Raw genomic sequence first — 19,307 nt, 5'->3', positions numbered from 1 at the left:
CAAAAATTTTATACTGTTTAATCCCCTTAACCTAGTAAAAATGAAAAAAAACTACACAGTACTGTATTTAGTAATTACACTTTTATGCAATACAAATTTGTTTTCGCAAGCTACACACTTAAATTTTGATGGCGCAGATGATCATGTTTTAATATCTGACACAACGATTAACAACTTTACAACTGGTACTATTGAAGCTTGGGTATACTTAAGTGCTTTAAATGATCAAACTGTTATATCCAAACAACATAATGGTGTAAACTCCTACGCTATTTTATCTGTTGGAGGCGGTAGTGCTTCAAATGGACAAGTATTTTATCAAAGTAGAAATGGTGCAGCCATAGCTAGTAACGCTATTTTAAACACCAATACATGGTATCATATTGCGATTTCCTTTAGTACTACTGAAGCTAATTTATACATCAATGGAAGCTTAGATAAAACGCAGTCAGGAGATTTTCATATCCCAAATGATGCTAGTGTAACGGCAACTTCTATAGGAGCATGGCTTGGAGATGGTGGCGGTCAATATCTTAATGGAAATATTGAAGAATTTAGAATATGGAATATTGTAAAATCTGGCACTGAAATAAATACAAATAAAGATTGCGAATTATCAGGTAATGAAACTGGCTTGGTAAGCTATTATAAGTTTAATCAAGGAACTGGTGGCGCAAACAATACCAGTATTACAAGCTTAACAGATAGTGCAAGTACAAATAATGGAACACTCACAAATTTTACCTTAACAGGAAATACTTCAAACTTTTTGGCGGGCTCAAACATTACTACTTTAGCAGCAATTAGTTTTACGGCACCTAATAATCTTAGTTCGGATGCAGGTATACAAACAGGTTTAGGAGGCGGAACTCCTACTGGAGGAATATATTCTGGTACAGGAGTAATAGATGGCGGAAATGGTATGACGTATTCGTTTGATCCGAGTACAGCAGGAGTTGGAACACATACCATTACCTACACATACACAGATAGTGGTTGTAGTATTTCTGCTAGTGATGATATTGAAGTTTTTGCAGCTTGTACTTCACCCACAGAAGTTAGAGATCAGAATGCTACTGCAATATCCTCGACAATTATATTTGAATCTACGGCATCAGTAGGTAGCGAATACATTGCAGACTATGAAGTTGCCGGGTCAGGTGCTTCAACTCAAGTAACAGGAACTACTACTGCTGGTTCAACTAATATCAACTTAACAGGACTAACTGCCTCAACAAATTACACCATTTCAATTAAAGTTAAGTGTTCTCCTACTGTTGAATCAGCTGCTACTATATATAATTTTACATCTGCATTTCCAAATCCGCAAAGTGTAGATTTCCAAGGGTTTACTAGCGCAAATTTATCTACCTTATTTTTAGGATGGAATGAAGCACAAGGAGAATCAAATCCAACTGGAACAGTTTCTAATTGGACAAGTTCAAGTACTTCTCAAACAACAGCGTTTGGGGATATAATGACTGCAAGGATTAATTTGTATACAACCACAAGAGAAGAATGGATTGTATCACCTAGAATTGTTGCAACAGCAGCAAGTGTATTACAATACAAAGTAGCAGTTACTAATTGGCTTACTGCTACTTCTGATACCATGGGATCTGATGATGTAGTCAAAGTTATGCTGTCAAATAATGGCGGATATACTTGGTCTGAATTGGAGCAACATACAGCTGCAGATGCAATAAGTAATACGTTAACGCAACAAAATATTTCTTTAAGCGCTTATGATGGTCAAACAATTCAAATTGCATTTTTTGCTAAAGATGGTCCTATAGATGACTCAGAAGATTATGATTTTCATGTTGCAGATATCTTTCTAGGAGAAACATGTGCTGCTCCTACCGCACAAGCTACAGCAGCTGTTTTTGGCTCGTCAACAAATTCTACCATCACTTTAAATAGTTTTACGGCACCAACAGGAGGAGCTGATGGATATGTAGTAAAAATAAATAGTACTAATAGTTTTACCGCACCAACAGATGGAGCATTGCCATCAGCGAGTTTAGCTTATACAAGTGGTGAGCAAGTAGTATATGCAGGAACTTCTGACTCACCAACGATTACGGTTACTGGTTTGAATGAAAACACGCTTTATTATTATCAAATGTATGCGTACAACGATTGTAGCGGCACTAATACCTTTGAAGCAACTGGATTAAGTGTACAAGAATTTACCATATGTTCAACAACGCATGCTTTAAGTGAACTTCCTTCTACTGCTGATGATTCTCCTTCGGGTAACCTGCTTACTATTGAAAGTCAAATGAATATATCTGGGGCATTATGTGATGCTTCTTGTAATAATGATGACTCTAAAGATTATTGGAACATCAGAAACGGAGCTTCTGGCCCGATGAAATTTTTCTTTAATGGCGGACTTATACTTGTCAATTTGCATGGATACAATTCCCCATCAAGAACAGGAAGTCCTGTAAGCAATGTTACGTTAGTTTCAGGTGTTAATACAGAATTAAATGGCAGTTTATATTATACAATCTATGTGCGCCTTACAGGTTCTGGTTTATTTGATCAAGCATATAGTATCGGTATTTACAGTCCATCGTTATCCTGTGATCCGCCTTGCTTTGCTCCAGCACAAGCTACAGCGGCAACCTTTGGAACAGCAACACCTAATAGCATTACTTTAACAGGTTTTACCGCGCCAACAGGAGGAGCAGACGGTTATGCCATCTATATAAATAATACGAATAGCTTTGTAGCACCAAATGTAGGAGATACGCCAACAGCAGATACTAGTTGGAATAATGCTGGACAACAACCTATTTACTTTGGAACTAGCATTCCTACAAATTTAGAAATTACAGATTTAGATGCAATCACTACGTATTATTTACAAATTTATGCCTATAAAAACTGTTTTGGTGAAGAACGCTACGGAAATGGTGCAAACACAAGTAATACTACAACCAATATAACTGTTTGTGGTGCTGCTACAATTGCTATTTCTCCTATCACAATTCCTTTTAATACCTATGACAGTGATGGCATTGTCAATTATAGTCCTAGTGGTTGTACAGATATAACCTTTAAAATGACAGATGATGGATTAAATACTCCTTTTTCAACACTAGTAGGTATTTCTGGGAATCTTAATAGAGGTTTTGTTAGAATTGGGACTATTGTAGGAACCCCATTTTTCTCAGGAACTGGTTTAGCATATAAATCAGATGCAGGAGATGCTGCCAACGGTATCTGGTACACTTTTGCTACCGATAATGGTGCAGATTTTGAGCTCACAAATTTTAAATTATATCAAAATAGTTCTGGAAGTTTTAATACTATTGAAGTAATCGGGTTTAAAGATGGTACGCAAACAGTTTCTGAAGAATTTACCATTACAGCTACGCTTAACCAAATAATTACGATGACAGAAAATGCTTTTAAAGAAGTTGATGAAATTAGAATACGTCAAAAAACAACTGGTTTTTACGATGCAGGCGCTCCTGGTTTTGAAAATATCGGTATTGGTGATATTGCAGTAGACAGTCCAACCATAGGAGCTAGTCAGACACTAAGCGAGAATGAATTCTTTTTTAATGGTTTATCTATCTATCCTAATCCAAGTAATGGACTTGTGCATATTAACTTAGGAGAATTAAACGATATCAATATAAAAGTGTATAGCACTTTAGGAAAGTTAGTATATACTGAAGATCATATCACAAACCAAATTCACCAATTTAGATTGAACGCAGCTCAAGGAGTTTATTTTATCAAGGTAAATTCTGATAATAAAACAAAAACATATAAACTTATTTTAAAATAAAAAACATAGAGCTATATTTTAAATCTACTCATACTCGTGTAGCGTTTAAAATACCAATAGAAGATGGATTGTAGTTGTTTAAATCTTGTTGCATTATCAATAGTTTAAGAAGCGATTAATAATGCAGTCTGTTTTTCAACAAACAAGCTAATTACTTTCAAATCCTCTACCAAAAAGTTTGAACTTTGAAGGTTCGGGGTCACAAAAAGCAAGAAACCGCGTCATTTGACGTGGTTTCTTATTTGCAGTAGTGAACTGAAAAAGATCATGAAATAATTCTGTCGTGGTCACAATAGAAATTATTTTATATAAAAAACGCCACCCTGTTATGAAGGTGACGTTTTCGCAATTAGTTCCCTAATCACTCCATAAATAAAGCAAACTAACTACTTTATTCTTTAATTACTTTGATCGTCCTATTAGTGCTTTCAGTGTATGATTTTATAAAATATATACTACTTTGTAATTGATTGATTTGTATTGTTTCTATGTTGTTATTCTTAGATAGTACCAGTTGCCCATTCATTGTGAAAATTTCAGCTTTTACAAGAATAACATCTGCACTTATAATATTTATAATGCCCGTTGCTGGATTTGGATATACGGAAAGTTCTGTTAATTCGTTTTCTTCGACAGAAAGTGTAGCAAAATCATAGGAAGTATTTCCTGATAATCCAGACGCATTTACATCTATTACATTTGTAAATATTGCCATGCTATCATTTATCATATCAGTAGATATAAAACTTTTTAAAGGAGTTACTGTTGTAGCTAATGCTGAGTTATTTTTAAGATGTTAATAGTTCCTGAAGTAGGGGATTGGTTTTACTGAATTATTACCATTGGAAAAGCTGTTCCGCTTGCCGGTGCCGGAAGTGAAACAGGACTTCCCAAGGTTTCGGTAATTAGATAACCGTCAATAGATGATTGTCTTACCGCACTTCCGTCGAAAAAGGTCGCTCCAGCCCCGTTTCCGATAGAAGATGTTATTGTTGCTGTTACACCATCGGGTAAAATGATAGTGAAACCATAATTTTGTATAGATATATTTTTGAATCATTTTTTAATTATTTTCAGGCAATTGTTCTATGATTTCATAGAGACTAAAGTTTAAAAGTTTCCTGGTTCCGCTATGGGAAGTCTTATTGCTTTATTAGAAAAAGAAACGCTAGTACTATTAATTTGACTTCTAGCCCATAAAAGAAATTGAATACACCAGCGTTCTTAATAAATAAACTAAACAATCTTAAATTATTAATTACATGTCTTACTAATTGTTTGCAAAATAGAAGCAACGCTATTTTTGTAAAATACGTGATGGTTCGTATATAAGTAGTATTGGTAATTAGTGTTTATTTGGGTGTTATAGGTATTTGGCATTTGGGATTAGGTTTTAAGTATTAGATTACATATCAAGGCGTATTTAGAATGAGCTGAATACGCCCCTTTTGAGAATAGTATGATACTAACTACACTATTACAGTTACTGTTTTATTCGTTTTCAGGTAATTGTTCAATGATTTGATACGTACTAAAGTTTAAAAAGTTTCCTGGATGTGCTAATACATTTTGTAAAATAATTGGCGTATCAGGACTTGTGCCTAAATATTGTGTGTTTCCATTCATGTTGATGTCGTATTTTTTGTATCCACTCACTGCATATGTAGGGAAGTTTAAGAAATTCCCTGGATCGTTTAGTACTTCAGAAAGAAGGTCTGGTGTATCTGGATTGGTTCCTGAATATTGTACAATGCTATCACCATTTACATTTCCTGTCCACATGGCAACTTTTCCAGCAGCCATTCCAAAGGTAGTTTGCGCATTTGTACCAAAGGTGATTTGGTTTGCAGCATCGGTAAAATCTACAGTAGTGGACATACCAGATAAAGCGAAAGCGCTACTAGAAATGATTCCTAAGTGGTTTCTATGTTTTATAGCTATATAGTAATTTCCAGTATGAGCATCAAAAGATAGGGCAGTAGTACCATCAACCGAAACAATATCGCCGTCACGTTGTAGTAAGGCAGATTGTGCCGTTAAAACTAAACTATTATTATTTGCATCGCGTAATTCAACCCAAACCCAATCTATAATAGCATCATTTCCTGTACTATCAAATACGGTTGCTTCACACGAAATCATATCAGCATACGGACTTCTTGTTGGAATGATTCCAGCAATACGTAAATCATCACGCATTAGGTTTTCTTCTCCTGTATTTGGATTTAACGCAGCTCCTTGCAAGAATATTTTTGGAGAAAAGACTATCGTTTCGCAGTTAGCATCGATTCCTCCATCATCAATATTCCAGTTATAATTAACTATTAAATTTTGTCTTGCTGAAGCGCTTAAGCAATATGCACTTGTAGCATCTAAACTTACATCATAAGGAATATCATCAACTCCAACTATAGGATTACTATCTGTTGCCCAACCAATTAAAGTATCGTCATAATTAGCGACAGACATTCCAGAATATGTAAACATATTCTCTGCAGTTAGAACATTGCTCAAATCCCAGGTTGCAAGATTTTGATCAAATGTGGTTGCTCCGTCGAACATATAACTAATGTTATCTACACTCTGAACATCCCAAGAGCCAATGTTTTGATTGAAGCCTTCATTACCGCTAAACATCCCAAACATAGAAGTTACACCACTTACATCCCAGCTACTAATATTTCCATTAAAATGAGTTTCCCCATTAAACATAAACTCCATGTTTTTAACACTAGTTACATCCCAATCATTAAGATCTCGGTTAAATGTATTAGCATCGCTAAACATCCCTTCCATAGTAATTACGTTACTAACATTCCATCCATTAATGTCTCCGTTAAATTGTAAAGCATCGCTAAACATCAAGGTCATATCTGTAACACTACTTACATCCCATTGAGTTATATCTCCAGTAAATAAAACTGCTTCGAGAAATGTATACTTCATATTTTCAACATTACTTACATCCCAACCACTTAAATCTGGGTCTGTAATTTCGTAACAAACTGCAAACGCAGCAGACATATTAGTAACTTGCGATACATCTGGACTATCACTTGCATTTAGTTCCATGTTACTACAATAAGTAAAAGAATATGCCATAGATTTCCATTCTAGGTCTCCCCAAACATCTATAGATTTTAGTTTTGCGGCATTGCTTATATCGTCACCCCCATTACCTGCAGACATATGTGGAAAAACGCCTTCAATTCTTACTTTATGGTCTCCAGCTGTAAGGTATGTGTGCGATATATTTCCTGTTACATTTAAATCTACTTGTCCATCTCCCCAATTAATATTATAATCATAGACAAATGGTCCCTCTAATACATCTGGTAAACTTGGCAAGTCTGTTGAACTGGTATAAATAGTTATAGACTCATTGGCTTCTGTTGTTTGCCATGTGGTTGCAAAAAAGCCACATTCTCCACCATCTGAAATACCCCAATTGTATGGTGGATCAGATAATATACCTCTAGCAGCAGCTCCGTCACAGTATACACTGTTACCTCCATTAAAACTCACTCCAGTTGGTATTTGAGTTTCTCCTTCTGATGTATCTAGCGTACTCCAACCAATTAATAAAGCATCGTAGTTTTCGGTAGAAAGTGCAATTTCTTTAAACATATTATTAGCATTTGATAACATACTAATGTCCCAATCACCTAAGTTTTGATCGAAAATTTCGGCATTAAAAAACATACCTTCCATGTTAGTAACCGAACTTACATCCCAATTATTTAAGGGTTTATTGAATAACTGAGCATTGTTAAACATATAGCTCATGTTGGTAACATTACCCACATTCCATGCATTGATGTCTTGGTCAAATAGATATGCATCAATAAATAGGCGACGCATAGAAGTTACATTACTCACATCCCATGATCCAATACTAGGATTAAATAAGGCAGCACTGCATTCTCTAAACATTTCGGCCATACTTTCTACTTGAGATAAGTTGGGTACATCGGTTGCATTCATTTCAAGATTCGTACAATAGCTAAAAGCACTCTCCATCGTTGACCAAACTTGTGTTCCCCATTGGTCTATAGAAATTATTTTCTTGTCATTATTATTTAAGGCATCTTCAAAATAAATACGGGGAAAGTCACCAGAAATACTTATTTGATAGGTTCCTGCATTTTCATAGGTGTGTGAAGCATCTCCATTATGATTTATAGTCGTATTCCCATCTCCCCAATTAACAATGTAATTATAACCCGTTCCTGTTGTTGGTATTCTAACACTTTTATCGGTATCATCAAGAAACCATGTTGTTTTAAATTTGTTTTCTTCTGGTGTTAAACAATAAGCGGGTAGATACGTGTCATCTGTAGCAATATTCCACCCATAATCTGCTATTAATAATGCTCTAGCAGTATCACCTTCGCAATAGAAGCTATTTCCTCCACTAAAGGTAATACCTGTTGGGATGTCGTCTACGCTATCTCCAGGGCTTGTATCTGTTGCCCAACCGATTAACAGCGCATCATAATTAGCAACAGAAAGTTCAACTCCGCTAAACATTCCATTAGCTCCTAAGGTACCATTAGCCGTATTTAGAGAACTAATGTCCCACGCACCTATGTTTTGATCAAATGCTGTGGCTCCTGCAAACATTTCGTACATATTGGTAACGCTACTCACATCCCAATTCCCTATGTCTTGATTGAAAGAAGTCGCATTACGAAACATGGTATCCATTACCAACACATTTTCAACATTCCAGTTTGAAATGTCTCCATCAAAATCTGAGGCGTTATAAAACATGCTTCTCATATTGTCTACAAGACCAACATTCCATCCTCCAATTTCTTGATTGAATGCAGCAGCACTGAAAAACATGTTTTCCATATTTTCAACCAGAGCAACATTCCATCCTCCAATGTTTTTATTGAAAGAACTTGCTGAGTTGAACATACTCTCCATGTTGGTTACATTACCAACATTCCAACCACTTATGTCTTGATCGAAGGTTGAAGCTGCAAGAAAAAGTCCAAACATATCTGTTGTGTTGCTTACATTCCAACCATTAATGTTTGCATTAAAGTTAGTTGCAGATGTAAACATTTGTCTCATGCTAAGAATAGTACTCATTTCCCAATCATTCATGCTGTCATGTCCTGTGAATGCTTGACATCCAGAAAACATAAAATTGGTAGAAGTTACCAATGATAAATCAGGACTATCTGTAGCTGTTAATTGTACGTTAGAACATCCTTGGAATGCATTCTCCATGGATGACCAAACACCTGTTCCCCATTGATTTATTTCAATAATTTTATCTTTATCACCTTGGTTGTTAAAATAGATTCTTGGAAAGTTTCCAAAAATAGCGATTTCATATGTGCCTGCTGAATACAAAAAGCTTGTAGCGGTATCGCCATCTGTATATGTTATACCATCACTATTAAATGTTGTACCATTATAATTCCAATCAACTTGATAATCATAACCTGTTCCTGTTGTAGGTATAGTAATGGTTCCATTGTTTTCTACTGACCAAGTAGTAATAAAATAATCTGAATCACTACAGCCTCCACCATCTATAATATTCCAAGAATTATCTGTATTTAATATATTCCATGCATCTTCGGCAGCACAGTATCTACTGTTTCCACCATGAAAACCAGTATTCACAGGAATATCATCAATGCCATCACCAGGAACTGTACTACTATCTGTTGCCCAACCCATTAATATGGCATCATAAACAGCAGTAGATAACATCACGTTTTCGAACATACCGTCCATCTGAAATTGAAGCATACTGGACAAATCCCAATTGCCTATATTTTGATTAAAACTTGTTGCTTTAAACATATGAACCATTCGTAGAACATTGCTCGTATTCCAATTACTTATACTTGCATTTCCTATAAAAGACGTCTCCTGAAAGACGCGACTCATATTTGTAATAGTGCTTACGTCCCAATCCCAATTAGCTGTAGAGCCGTCAAGATTTGTGCTAAAAGCAAACATAAAATGCATATTATCTGCATTTGATAAATCTGGCGTGTCTTGTGCTGTAACGTCTATATTTTCGCAACCTGTAAACGCTCCAAACATACTGGTCCAAGGATTTGTTCCCCATTGATTAATGTCGATTATTTTATGATCTCCACTTCCACCACCAAAAAATATTCTTGGAAAGTCTCCTCTAATGGCTACTTTGTATTCACCAGTACCTGCATATTGATTTGAAGGACTTGTTGCATCTCCAGTATAAGTTCCGCCACTATTAAATCCATTAACGGGATCATAATTCCAGTCTACTTCATAATTATAAGTTTCACCTGAAGCAGTAGGAATGGTTATGCTTAAATCTGCAGGATCACTAAGGTTCCAGGTGGTAATAAAATGAGTGTCATTACAATTATTTATAGTAATATTTGCAGTACAAGAATCAACCGTTCCACAAGAATTGAAAACGAATAGTTCTTGCTGTGTCGGGCAATCAACAGGTTCTATAAAAGCTAATGTAGATTTTATAGAGCTATTATCATAACTCATACTAAATTCGGCATCTGTTGTAAAATCAGTCCCTGTGAAAATTACAAAATAACCATAATAAACCTTTCCTTCTTCAAGAGAACCTAATAGGCCTGTTGTTGAGCCTGATTGAACAGGCATTCCAGTAAGAGATTGACTAAAATTAATAGTAGTCTGTTCTTCATCGTAGATAACAAAAATCAACGGTTTGTTGGTATTTATCGTAACTGTAGCTGTACCTGAGTTTTCAGGAATAAAAGTCATTTTTTTATGATAGTATTCATCGCCATTTACATTTTCTATAATAGGCGTAGCTGTTGTCATTGTTTCTTCTATATACGAAGTTGAAAATGCTTTAAACCCTGTAGATCCATCATCTATGTCTTGAGGATATACTTTACCATTGTTTGCATCAAGCTCTGCTTGGGTTAGATCAATATCTTGACAAACCGCATTGGCAACTGTAGAGTTTATAACAGATACAGTCTGAGTACAAGTAACGATGTTTCCTCCATCATCAAAGGCATATAAGGTCGTTTGATTATCCGTTCCGACATCAGTACAGTCAAAGCTTAAAAATGCTTCTGTGGTTATGATATTTTGGTTAACCGAGAACGTGAAATTTGCTGTTGCATTAAATGCTTCACTACTAATTTCAACAAAATAAGTTTTATTGGCTATTAAATTGAACTCGGCAGGACCGTCGTTTGGCGAACCATCTCCATTAAACAATCGAAACGAATTTGAGATATATCCAGGACCGTCAAAAAGCCCTTCACCTGTCATTAGTAGCGGTCTTTGATCATGTAAGGATAATAAAAAACGATCATTATTTGAGGACGATGTAGTTCCAGAAACACTAAAGTCATACTGACCATCTTGCGGTACTTGGAAAGCATAAACGGCTACATAGTGCGTATCTAATCCGCCGCCTTCAAAAATATCAGTAGGACTATTGGTATCTATTACTCCAGAAAAGGAATTCCCTAAAAACCCAAAATTGAGGTTTCCTGAATTATCTGTAGATCCATTGTCTAAATCGATAGGAAATACGTCTACCGTAGCTCCATTATTTAAATCTGCTGTATAGTCTTGACATACTATCACGGGATCAAAGGTGTCATTAACCGTTACAAAAAGAGAGCAGAATGATGTGTTTCCAGATTCATCTGCAGCTTCTATTTTGTTATACGTAGTACCTACGGGGAATTCACTTCCGCTAGATAAGCCAGAAGGATAGGTAACGCTTAAGTTTGCTACATCGGTACAGTTGTCTAGAAATGTGGTCGTATAATTAACGATAACTCCTGTTCCTGTTGGACTGTTATCCACAACAATGTTATCTGGACTTGTGGGTGTAGGTGGTTGATTGTCTTCAACTGTAAATGTGAATTCGCACACTGCCGTTTCTCCAAAATCATTAGTAGCTGTATACTTCATAAGCGTATCTCCTATAGGGAAATCACTTCCAGAAGATAAACCTTCTACTTGTGTAACTATTGCGCCGCATGATGTATTTGCAAGCGTTGGAATATTAAAAGTAATGTTGTTAGTACAGACATCTGCATCAGTAAAAAATGTTTGGTCTGAAGGGCAAGTTTCAAATGCCAGTGCTGCTGTAGTCACTGTAATTGTAGAGTTACAACGGCTTGTTAGACCAGCGTTATCTTCCACAATTAATTCGATAGGGAAAGTACCTATATTACAATTAAAATTAAGGTCTGTACTATTAATAAGTGCATCTCCTTGATAGGTCACAGTATTAGCTGGAGTGTTAGTTGTAATATCAAAATAATAGGTTTCTCCACCTATTAAATTAAATGACTGGTCTCCAAAAGTAAATACGCCACCAGTATTCCTAACAGTGAAGCCTGCGTATTCATCTCTATCTGTTTGAAAATTACCACTATTTCTAACAGGAACATCATCCCATAAAACCATAACAATTCCTTGATTGTCACTGCTCGTTCCATTAAAGATAAATTCATAGTTTGCTGTGACAGGAGGCGTAAACGAATAACTATTAATGTAATAGGTTTGGCCGTTACCAAGTAGTTCATCAGTTGGACTAGTATTACTGGTAGCGCCATTAAAATTCATTGCGCTTAATGAAAGTGATGCTATACTACAGTTATCTGAAGAACCGTTATTTATATCTGCTACGCTTACAGTAGCTAAACCATTTGCGTCTAATTCTACAGTAACATCTTGGCATGCTGCATTAGGCGCTACGTCAATAACCGTCACTGTAAAAGATTCTGTAACCGTATTACCTCCGCCGTCAGTAAACGTAAATGTATTTGTTGTAGCACCTACAGGGAATGGTCCTGTACCTGATACTCCAGTAGTTTGATTAATAACACCTATGCAATTGTCATTTAATACGAGTGTGTAAGGAGAAATATAGCCTTCGCAAGTATCAGTTAGGTTAATTGTTTGATCGTTAGGAACTCCTGTAATAGTAGGGATTGTATCATCTATAACTGTAACGCTAAAAGATTCTGTAGTAACATTACCTCCAAGATCTGTAAAGGTAAGTGTATTTATAGTGGTACCCACTGGAAATGGTCCTGTGCCAGATATTCCAGTTGTTTGGTCTGTAACTACTCCGGGACAATTGTCAGTTACCATTGGTGTGTATGCAGCAATAAATCCTTCACAAGTATCAGTTAAGTTAATTGTTTGATCGTCAGGAATTCCTGTAACAGTAGGAAAAACGAGATCTTGAGGCGTTACTGTAAATGTACAATCTGTAGTTAAACCTGAACTATCTGTTGCCCTATGGGTCACGGTTGTTGTTTGATTAATTGGAAATATGGATCCGCTTTCAGGACCTGCAATACGAACTATAGATACAACCTCACAATTATCTGTAAATGTTGGTATGTCATAAGTTACAGGTGCAAGTCCGCAATTGTTAACCACAATGTTTTGTGGGCAAGACGTGTTTATAGGTGATAAGTTGTCTACAACGGTAACTGTAGTATCACAGGAATCGGTATTTAAAGAGGCATCATTTACAGTTAAAGTCACCGTGTTAGCTCCTAGATTAGTACAGTTAAAACTGCTTTTACTTATAGATCGAGAAACCACACCTCCAGGAGTATTATTATCAATGTCTAAAGGGCTTAAAGTTGCTTCTCCATTTGCATCTAAATAAATAGTAGCATTTTTACATTGTGCAGGAGGAGCAATTACATCGGTATAATGTATTTGAAATTTTTGATCTCTACCACCATCTCGCTGCCAATAACTAGTTGATGGATTTCTATACATAAAAAAACCGTCTGGATAGGTATTACCAGTACCTATATTAGATTGATCAACTTGGTAAGTAACCTTTCCAACAGTACCAGTTATTATAAATGTATATTTTGTGCCACTTACAACAGGAAAAGATGGTGTTAATTCAATTGTTTGTGCTGTTTCTGTTGAACTAGTTCCCCAATTTACAGCTTGTTGATACACAGGAGCTACCGTATTTACTCCTGTAAATGGCGGTGTACCTGCATATATATTTAACGTACCAGAAACAGATGCTGTAACTTCGGTTGTAAATACTTTAATACTTTGGATATGACCATTACAATCTGCTGTAAAGGATTGACCGTAATCATAACTAGTACTTCCAAACTCCGTATCGGAGACGTTTTGATAGATGTTATTTGGAACAGCACAGGTTTGTGCAAAAATAAAGTTTGATGATACTATAAAACAAATCAGTGGATAAATAAGTGCACTTTTTTTCATAAGGCTGTGGGCGGTTATTTTTTGCAAAAATATGCCTACACTAAGAAGAACAGCTATTTAGAAGGTATACAAAAGGGTTATATAGAGGTTACAAAAGGGTTACAATTTTGATTTTTTATTACTTAAAATATTGACTATCAATGTTTTTAGTGTGTATTTTAATAAGAGTTTAAAAACTCATGTAAATCATCGTTTGCTGTAAGGTTTAGTTTTTTTCGAAGTCGATTACGATTCATTTTTACAGAAGCTGGATTTATATTTTGTAGCGTAGCTATTTGTTTTGTGTCCATATTAAGACGGATTAAAGAACACAGTCGAATGTCATTTTTAGTAAGATTGGAAAAGTCACTTTTCAATTTTTCATAAAAAGAACTACTCAAAATATCTATTTGATTATGAAAATTTTCCGTACTCTCGTTGACTTTAATTTTATTTTTAATCTCTGTTTCTAGATTGTCTAGTTCGCTAGCTCTTTTTCTTCCCGTTGAAGATTTTACACTTTCTAACTTTTCTGCTAACACTAATGCCCATTCTTTATTGTTGGTAATATCTAAGGCAAGATGTTTTAAGTCTTTCTTTTTATAATTAATTTCATTTTGAAGCATTTCATTTTGAAGCTTTTCAAGCTTTATTTGCTCCTTTCTTCTACGTAAGATAAATAGAACGGTTGTGAAAATAAGCCCAAAGATGATTGCTATGATTGTTGTAAATTTCCAAAATTGAACAGAAGCTTCTTCTTTTATTTTTGCTTCTTTTATTTTTTGTTTTTCTACAATTTGAAGACTATCAATGGTTTTTTGTTTCTCATAGGAATATTTAGCATCTAACTGTGCAAACTCCTTAATGCTTTTTACATTTAAGTCTTTTATTTGTTGTCGTTTATACAATCTATAATAGGAGAAAGCTACCTCATGTTGTTTTAAGTCTGTATATGCATTACTTATTGATAGATAGCGATTAGCCAATAAGTTTTCTAGTTCCATTTCAACAACTAGTTCTAGAGATTTTTCATAATAGAAAAGCGCTTTTTTGGGTTGTTTTAATTTTCTATAAGCATATCCCAATGCTTTATAGCTTCTTTCCATTCCAGTTTTATCATTAATGGTTGCGCTTATTTCTAAATCTTGCTTAGAATAGGTAAGTGCTACTGTATAATTTTTTTTGCGACGTTCATAGCCTGATAAATTTGCTAAAGCTAAAGTCTTTCCTCTTTGGAATTTTATAGAGTCTGCGTATTCATAAGCTGTAATTGCATATTTTTTAGTTTGTTCAAGATCTTTATTAGTATAGTATACGGCAAAAGCATTTAAGATATTTACAACTTCTTCTTCATTATTATGTTTTTTAGCTAAACTTAGTGCCTTCGTATAAAATTGAAAAGCTTTCAGGCTATCTTTATAGTGATGATAAATTCTACCTAAATTTCGATATGATCTACCTAAAGTAAATGTTTCTCCAATGATTTCTTTTATTTTTAAACTTTCCTGTACGGTCTTAAGACTTAATGTATAGTTTGTTTGCTTTCTATAGTTATACCCTAATTCATCTAAGATTAAAGCCTTTTTTAATAAAAAATAAGGACTTTTTACTTCTTTGCTTAGTATTCGCTCATTAATAATATTTACTGCTTTTTCAAAATTGAGTTTAGAGTTTTTAAGGTTGGTATACTTTTCTTTAACTCCTAAATCGTATAAAGATTCAACTTCGATACTATCGTTTTGTGCATTTGATGAGAAGACAAAAAAGAATAGTGCAATTAGACAACATACGGTTTTGTTAAACCTTGTTATAGTTGAAAAAAGAATGGAATGATAGAAAATCATATAACGATTTGGGCTTGTACTTTTGTAAATGTATAAATTAAGGAATAAAAATGAACAATTGATGGTTGTATTTTTACTACATTTCTTTTCGTGTAGAGATTGAAATATTGATAGTTAGTGATTTATGTGCTTTCGACTTCAAGATAAGATTTAAGTAACTAATTTTACTAGAAAATTGTTTTAAAATAGAAGTTGACTGGTTAAAACACGAATACTGAAATTAATTTTATTATGAGACTTCTAAAAAAGAGTAAATGCAACAATTGTATTAACTATCGCCTAATTAGTACTACTGAACTATTTCCATTTAATGTAGATTTACATATTCATAAAAGAAGAATATTATTTATATCTAAAAATATGACTCAAAAGTATTATAAACTAGTAGCTCTTTTCGTTTTAATTGTATCATGTACTGATACTAAGATAGCGGACGTAACAACAACCAAAACTACTCCTACAACATCTATGGGAAACTATAATAATAAAGCAATCCAAGTATATACAACGGCTAAGGATACTGAATTAAGATTGACCAAAACGAGCGAGCAAACATTTAAAAATAAGGTTCAACCTTTAGAAACAGAAATTGCCATTTTTGTAAACCCAGCAAAAACCTTTCAAGAGTATTTAGGAATAGGAGGCGCAATAACAGATGCTTCATCTGAGGTGTTTTCTAAATTAGATGATGCACAACAAAACAAATTGTTGCAATCTTTATTTGGGAAAGATGGAATAGGTTACAACATTATCAGGACTAGCATCCATAGTAGTGATTTTGGTTTAGGAAGTCATACGTATATTGAAGAAGGTGATACAGAATTAAAGACGTTTTCCATAGAAAAAGACAAAGAAAAAAGGTTACCTTTTATAAAAAGAGCTATTAATTTGATTGATGAAAATGATTTAGTCTTTTATGCTAGTCCATGGAGCCCGCCAGCTTTTATGAAAAGTAATAAAAATATGTTGCAAGGAGGAAAGTTGCTTCCAGAATTTCGTCAAGCTTGGGCTAATTACTATGTGAAATTTATAAAAGCTTATGAAGCAGAAGGTATTCCAGTTTGGGGATTAACCATACAAAACGAACCCATGGCAACACAACGATGGGAATCTTGTATCTACACAGCCGAAGAAGAACGTGACTTCTTAAAAGACTACTTAGGGCCTACACTAGAGAAAGAAGATTTAGGAGATAAAAATATTGTTGTTTGGGATCATAATAGAGATTTAATTACCAACAGAGCAAATACAATTTTTGGAGATCCAGAAGCATCAAAATATGCTTGGGGAATTGGTTTTCATTGGTATGAAACTTGGACAGGTGGTTTGCCAAAATATGATAATTTAAAAAGCATAAATGAATCGTTCCCTTCTAAAAATATGCTATTCACAGAAGGTTGTCAAGAAAGTTTTGCTACAGAAAGATTACACTTTTGGCCAAATGCAGAGCGTTATGGAAATTCAATGATAAACGATTTTAATAGTGGTGTTGTTGGTTGGACAGATTGGAATATCTTATTAGATGAAAGAGGCGGACCAAACCATGTTCAAAATTTCTGTTTTGCGCCAATTCATGCAAATACAAAAACTGGCGAACTTATATATACACCAACTTACTATTATATTGGTCACTTTTCAAAATTTATCAAGCCAGGCGCATTGCGCGTAAGCACAACAACAAGCAGAACTACTATTGAAAGTACATCGTTTCAAAATAAAGATGGAAAAATTGTTACGGTTGTTATGAATAAAACCGATCGTAAAATTGCGTATAAACTGATTGTAGGAAATAGTGAAACATTATTAGAAATTGAACCGCGAGCAATGCAATCAATAATTTATTAAAATAGAATACCCAATAAGTTTTCAACCCAACATTATGAATAAAAAACTTGTTTTTATTGCATTTGTAGTATCATTAGGCGGATTCCTTTTTGGTTTTGATGCCGGAATCATTTCTGGCGTTATGTCGTATGCTGGTCCTGAATTTGATTTGAATGAAATACAATCTGGTTGGGTTGTAAGTTCTCCTTCGTTTGTAGCTATGTTTGCAATGCTATTTTCAGGAAGATTAAGTGATATTTGGGGACGAAAAAAAACACTAATTCTTGTGGCTTTTCTATATGCAATATCTGCGATACTATCTGCCGTAGCAACTTCTTATGAAATGCTGTATATAGCAAGAATGATTGGAGGTTTGGCTTTTGGTGCAGCCTTAGTTATAGCGCCTATATATATTGCTGAAATTTCATCAGCAGAAAATAGAGGAAAATTAGTTTCATTACAACAGTTAAATATCGTTTTTGGTTTTTTTGCTGCATTCTTAAGTAATTATTTATTCAACAAATATAATACAGTAGAAAGTGGTTTTCTAACAGATGAAAACGTTTGGAGGTGGATGCTAGGCGTAGAATTACTACCTGCAATATTCTATTTCATTTTCTTGTTTTTTGTACCTAAAAGTCCACGTTGGCTGTATTTGAAAAATAAATATGAAGATGCGAAAAAAGTATTAGAGCAAATTCATGGAAAAACAAAAGGCGAACTAGAAATTACTTCTATAGAAGAAAACATACATGCTGCTAAAAACAAATCGCCTTTAAAAATTAAAGATCTATTAAAACGATCGTTACGTTTTATTTTAATCATAGGCCTAATTGTAGGTGTCCTGCAACAAATTACAGGAATAAATGCAGTTTATTTCTATGCGACTTCAATATTTAAGCAAACAGGTATTGGTACAGATGCAGCCTTTTCATCAGGAGTTTTACTAAGTACAATTTCAGTGATTTTTACTTTTGTAGCCATCTATTTAATTGATAGAATGGGCAGAAGACCTTTATTACTTATTGGTACAGCTGGTATTGCAGTTAGTCTATTAATATGTGCCTATAGTTTTAACCAAGCAACTTATCAATTATCAGAAGAAAAAATTAATCAATTTGAATTTTCTGATTCCCAAAAATTAATGCCTTTTGCAGGGAAAGTATATGAGAATGATCTCGATTTTAAAAACGAAATAAAAGCTGCATTAGGAAACAAAACATATAATAAGAATGATGGAGCTATTTTAGAAGCTGCAACTACGATGAATGCCACTTTAGTTTTGATTGGAATATTAGGGTTTATAGCCTGTTTTGCATTTTCACTCGGACCAGTAATGTGGGTATTACTATCAGAGTTATATCCATTAAAATATAGAGGATTAGCCATAGGTGTAATTGCCTTTGTCAACTCGTTAATCAGCTTTTTAGTGCAGTTAGTTTTCCCTTGGGAATTATCAAACTTAGGAAACGCACTCACCTTTTTTATATTTGGGACGATTGCGTTAGTTGGCTTTTTTATAATGTTAAAAATAGTACCAGAAACCAAAGGTAAATCTTTGGAAGAACTAGAAATGGAGTTAGTTGTAACTTAGTAAAAGTTTATTA

6 protein-coding genes are annotated in these 19,307 nt (G+C 34.4%); 3 read left to right on the top strand and 3 right to left on the bottom strand.

Annotated features, from left to right (window positions below):
* Positions 1 to 40 precede the first annotated feature (40 nt).
* Positions 41 to 3,808, top strand: a complete 3,768-nt coding sequence (locus ACUUYC_RS02640) for a LamG-like jellyroll fold domain-containing protein (RefSeq protein ID WP_474263527.1) — start codon at positions 41 to 43, stop codon at positions 3,806 to 3,808.
* Between the two features lie 391 nt (positions 3,809 to 4,199).
* Here the strand turns inward: ACUUYC_RS02640 and ACUUYC_RS02635 are convergent, their stop codons facing one another.
* The 3 genes from ACUUYC_RS02635 to ACUUYC_RS02625 all read right to left on the bottom strand — a co-directional run bounded on the left by ACUUYC_RS02635 (position 4,200) and on the right by ACUUYC_RS02625 (position 15,876).
* A complete protein-coding gene (locus ACUUYC_RS02635) occupies positions 4,200 to 4,523 on the bottom strand; it encodes a T9SS type A sorting domain-containing protein (RefSeq protein ID WP_474263524.1) in 324 nt (107 codons plus the stop codon).
* A 776-nt stretch (positions 4,524 to 5,299) separates the two neighbouring features.
* Positions 5,300 to 14,053, bottom strand: a complete 8,754-nt coding sequence (locus tag ACUUYC_RS02630) for a BspA family leucine-rich repeat surface protein (RefSeq protein WP_474263522.1) — start codon at positions 14,051 to 14,053, stop codon at positions 5,300 to 5,302.
* 158 nt (positions 14,054 to 14,211) lie between these two features.
* Positions 14,212 to 15,876, bottom strand: coding sequence for a tetratricopeptide repeat protein (locus tag ACUUYC_RS02625; RefSeq protein WP_474263520.1), 1,665 nt, complete (start codon positions 15,874 to 15,876; stop codon positions 14,212 to 14,214).
* 360 nt (positions 15,877 to 16,236) lie between these two features.
* Between ACUUYC_RS02625 and ACUUYC_RS02620 the strand changes: the two genes are divergently transcribed.
* Together ACUUYC_RS02620 and ACUUYC_RS02615 are read left to right on the top strand one after the other, a co-directional pair.
* Positions 16,237 to 17,721, top strand: a complete 1,485-nt coding sequence (locus ACUUYC_RS02620) for a glycoside hydrolase family 30 protein (protein ID WP_474263518.1) — start codon at positions 16,237 to 16,239, stop codon at positions 17,719 to 17,721.
* Positions 17,722 to 17,755: 34 nt separating this feature from the next.
* Positions 17,756 to 19,294, top strand: a complete 1,539-nt coding sequence (locus tag ACUUYC_RS02615) for a sugar porter family MFS transporter (protein ID WP_474263516.1) — start codon at positions 17,756 to 17,758, stop codon at positions 19,292 to 19,294.
* Positions 19,295 to 19,307: the final 13 nt, after the last annotated feature.

The organism is Kordia sp. E, assembly GCF_056033805.1.
This window is presented reverse-complemented; position numbering and strand designations above follow the sequence as displayed.

Coding starts and splice junctions, on each gene's coding strand:
- ACUUYC_RS02615 (WP_474263516.1), top strand. CDS start 17,756: ATGAATAAAAAACTTGTTTTTATTGCATTTGTAGTATCATTAGGCGGA.
- ACUUYC_RS02620 (WP_474263518.1), top strand. CDS start 16,237: ATGACTCAAAAGTATTATAAACTAGTAGCTCTTTTCGTTTTAATTGTA.
- ACUUYC_RS02635 (WP_474263524.1), bottom strand. CDS start 4,523: ATGGCAATATTTACAAATGTAATAGATGTAAATGCGTCTGGATTATCA.
- ACUUYC_RS02630 (WP_474263522.1), bottom strand. CDS start 14,053: ATGAAAAAAAGTGCACTTATTTATCCACTGATTTGTTTTATAGTATCA.
- ACUUYC_RS02640 (WP_474263527.1), top strand. CDS start 41: ATGAAAAAAAACTACACAGTACTGTATTTAGTAATTACACTTTTATGC.
- ACUUYC_RS02625 (WP_474263520.1), bottom strand. CDS start 15,876: ATGATTTTCTATCATTCCATTCTTTTTTCAACTATAACAAGGTTTAAC.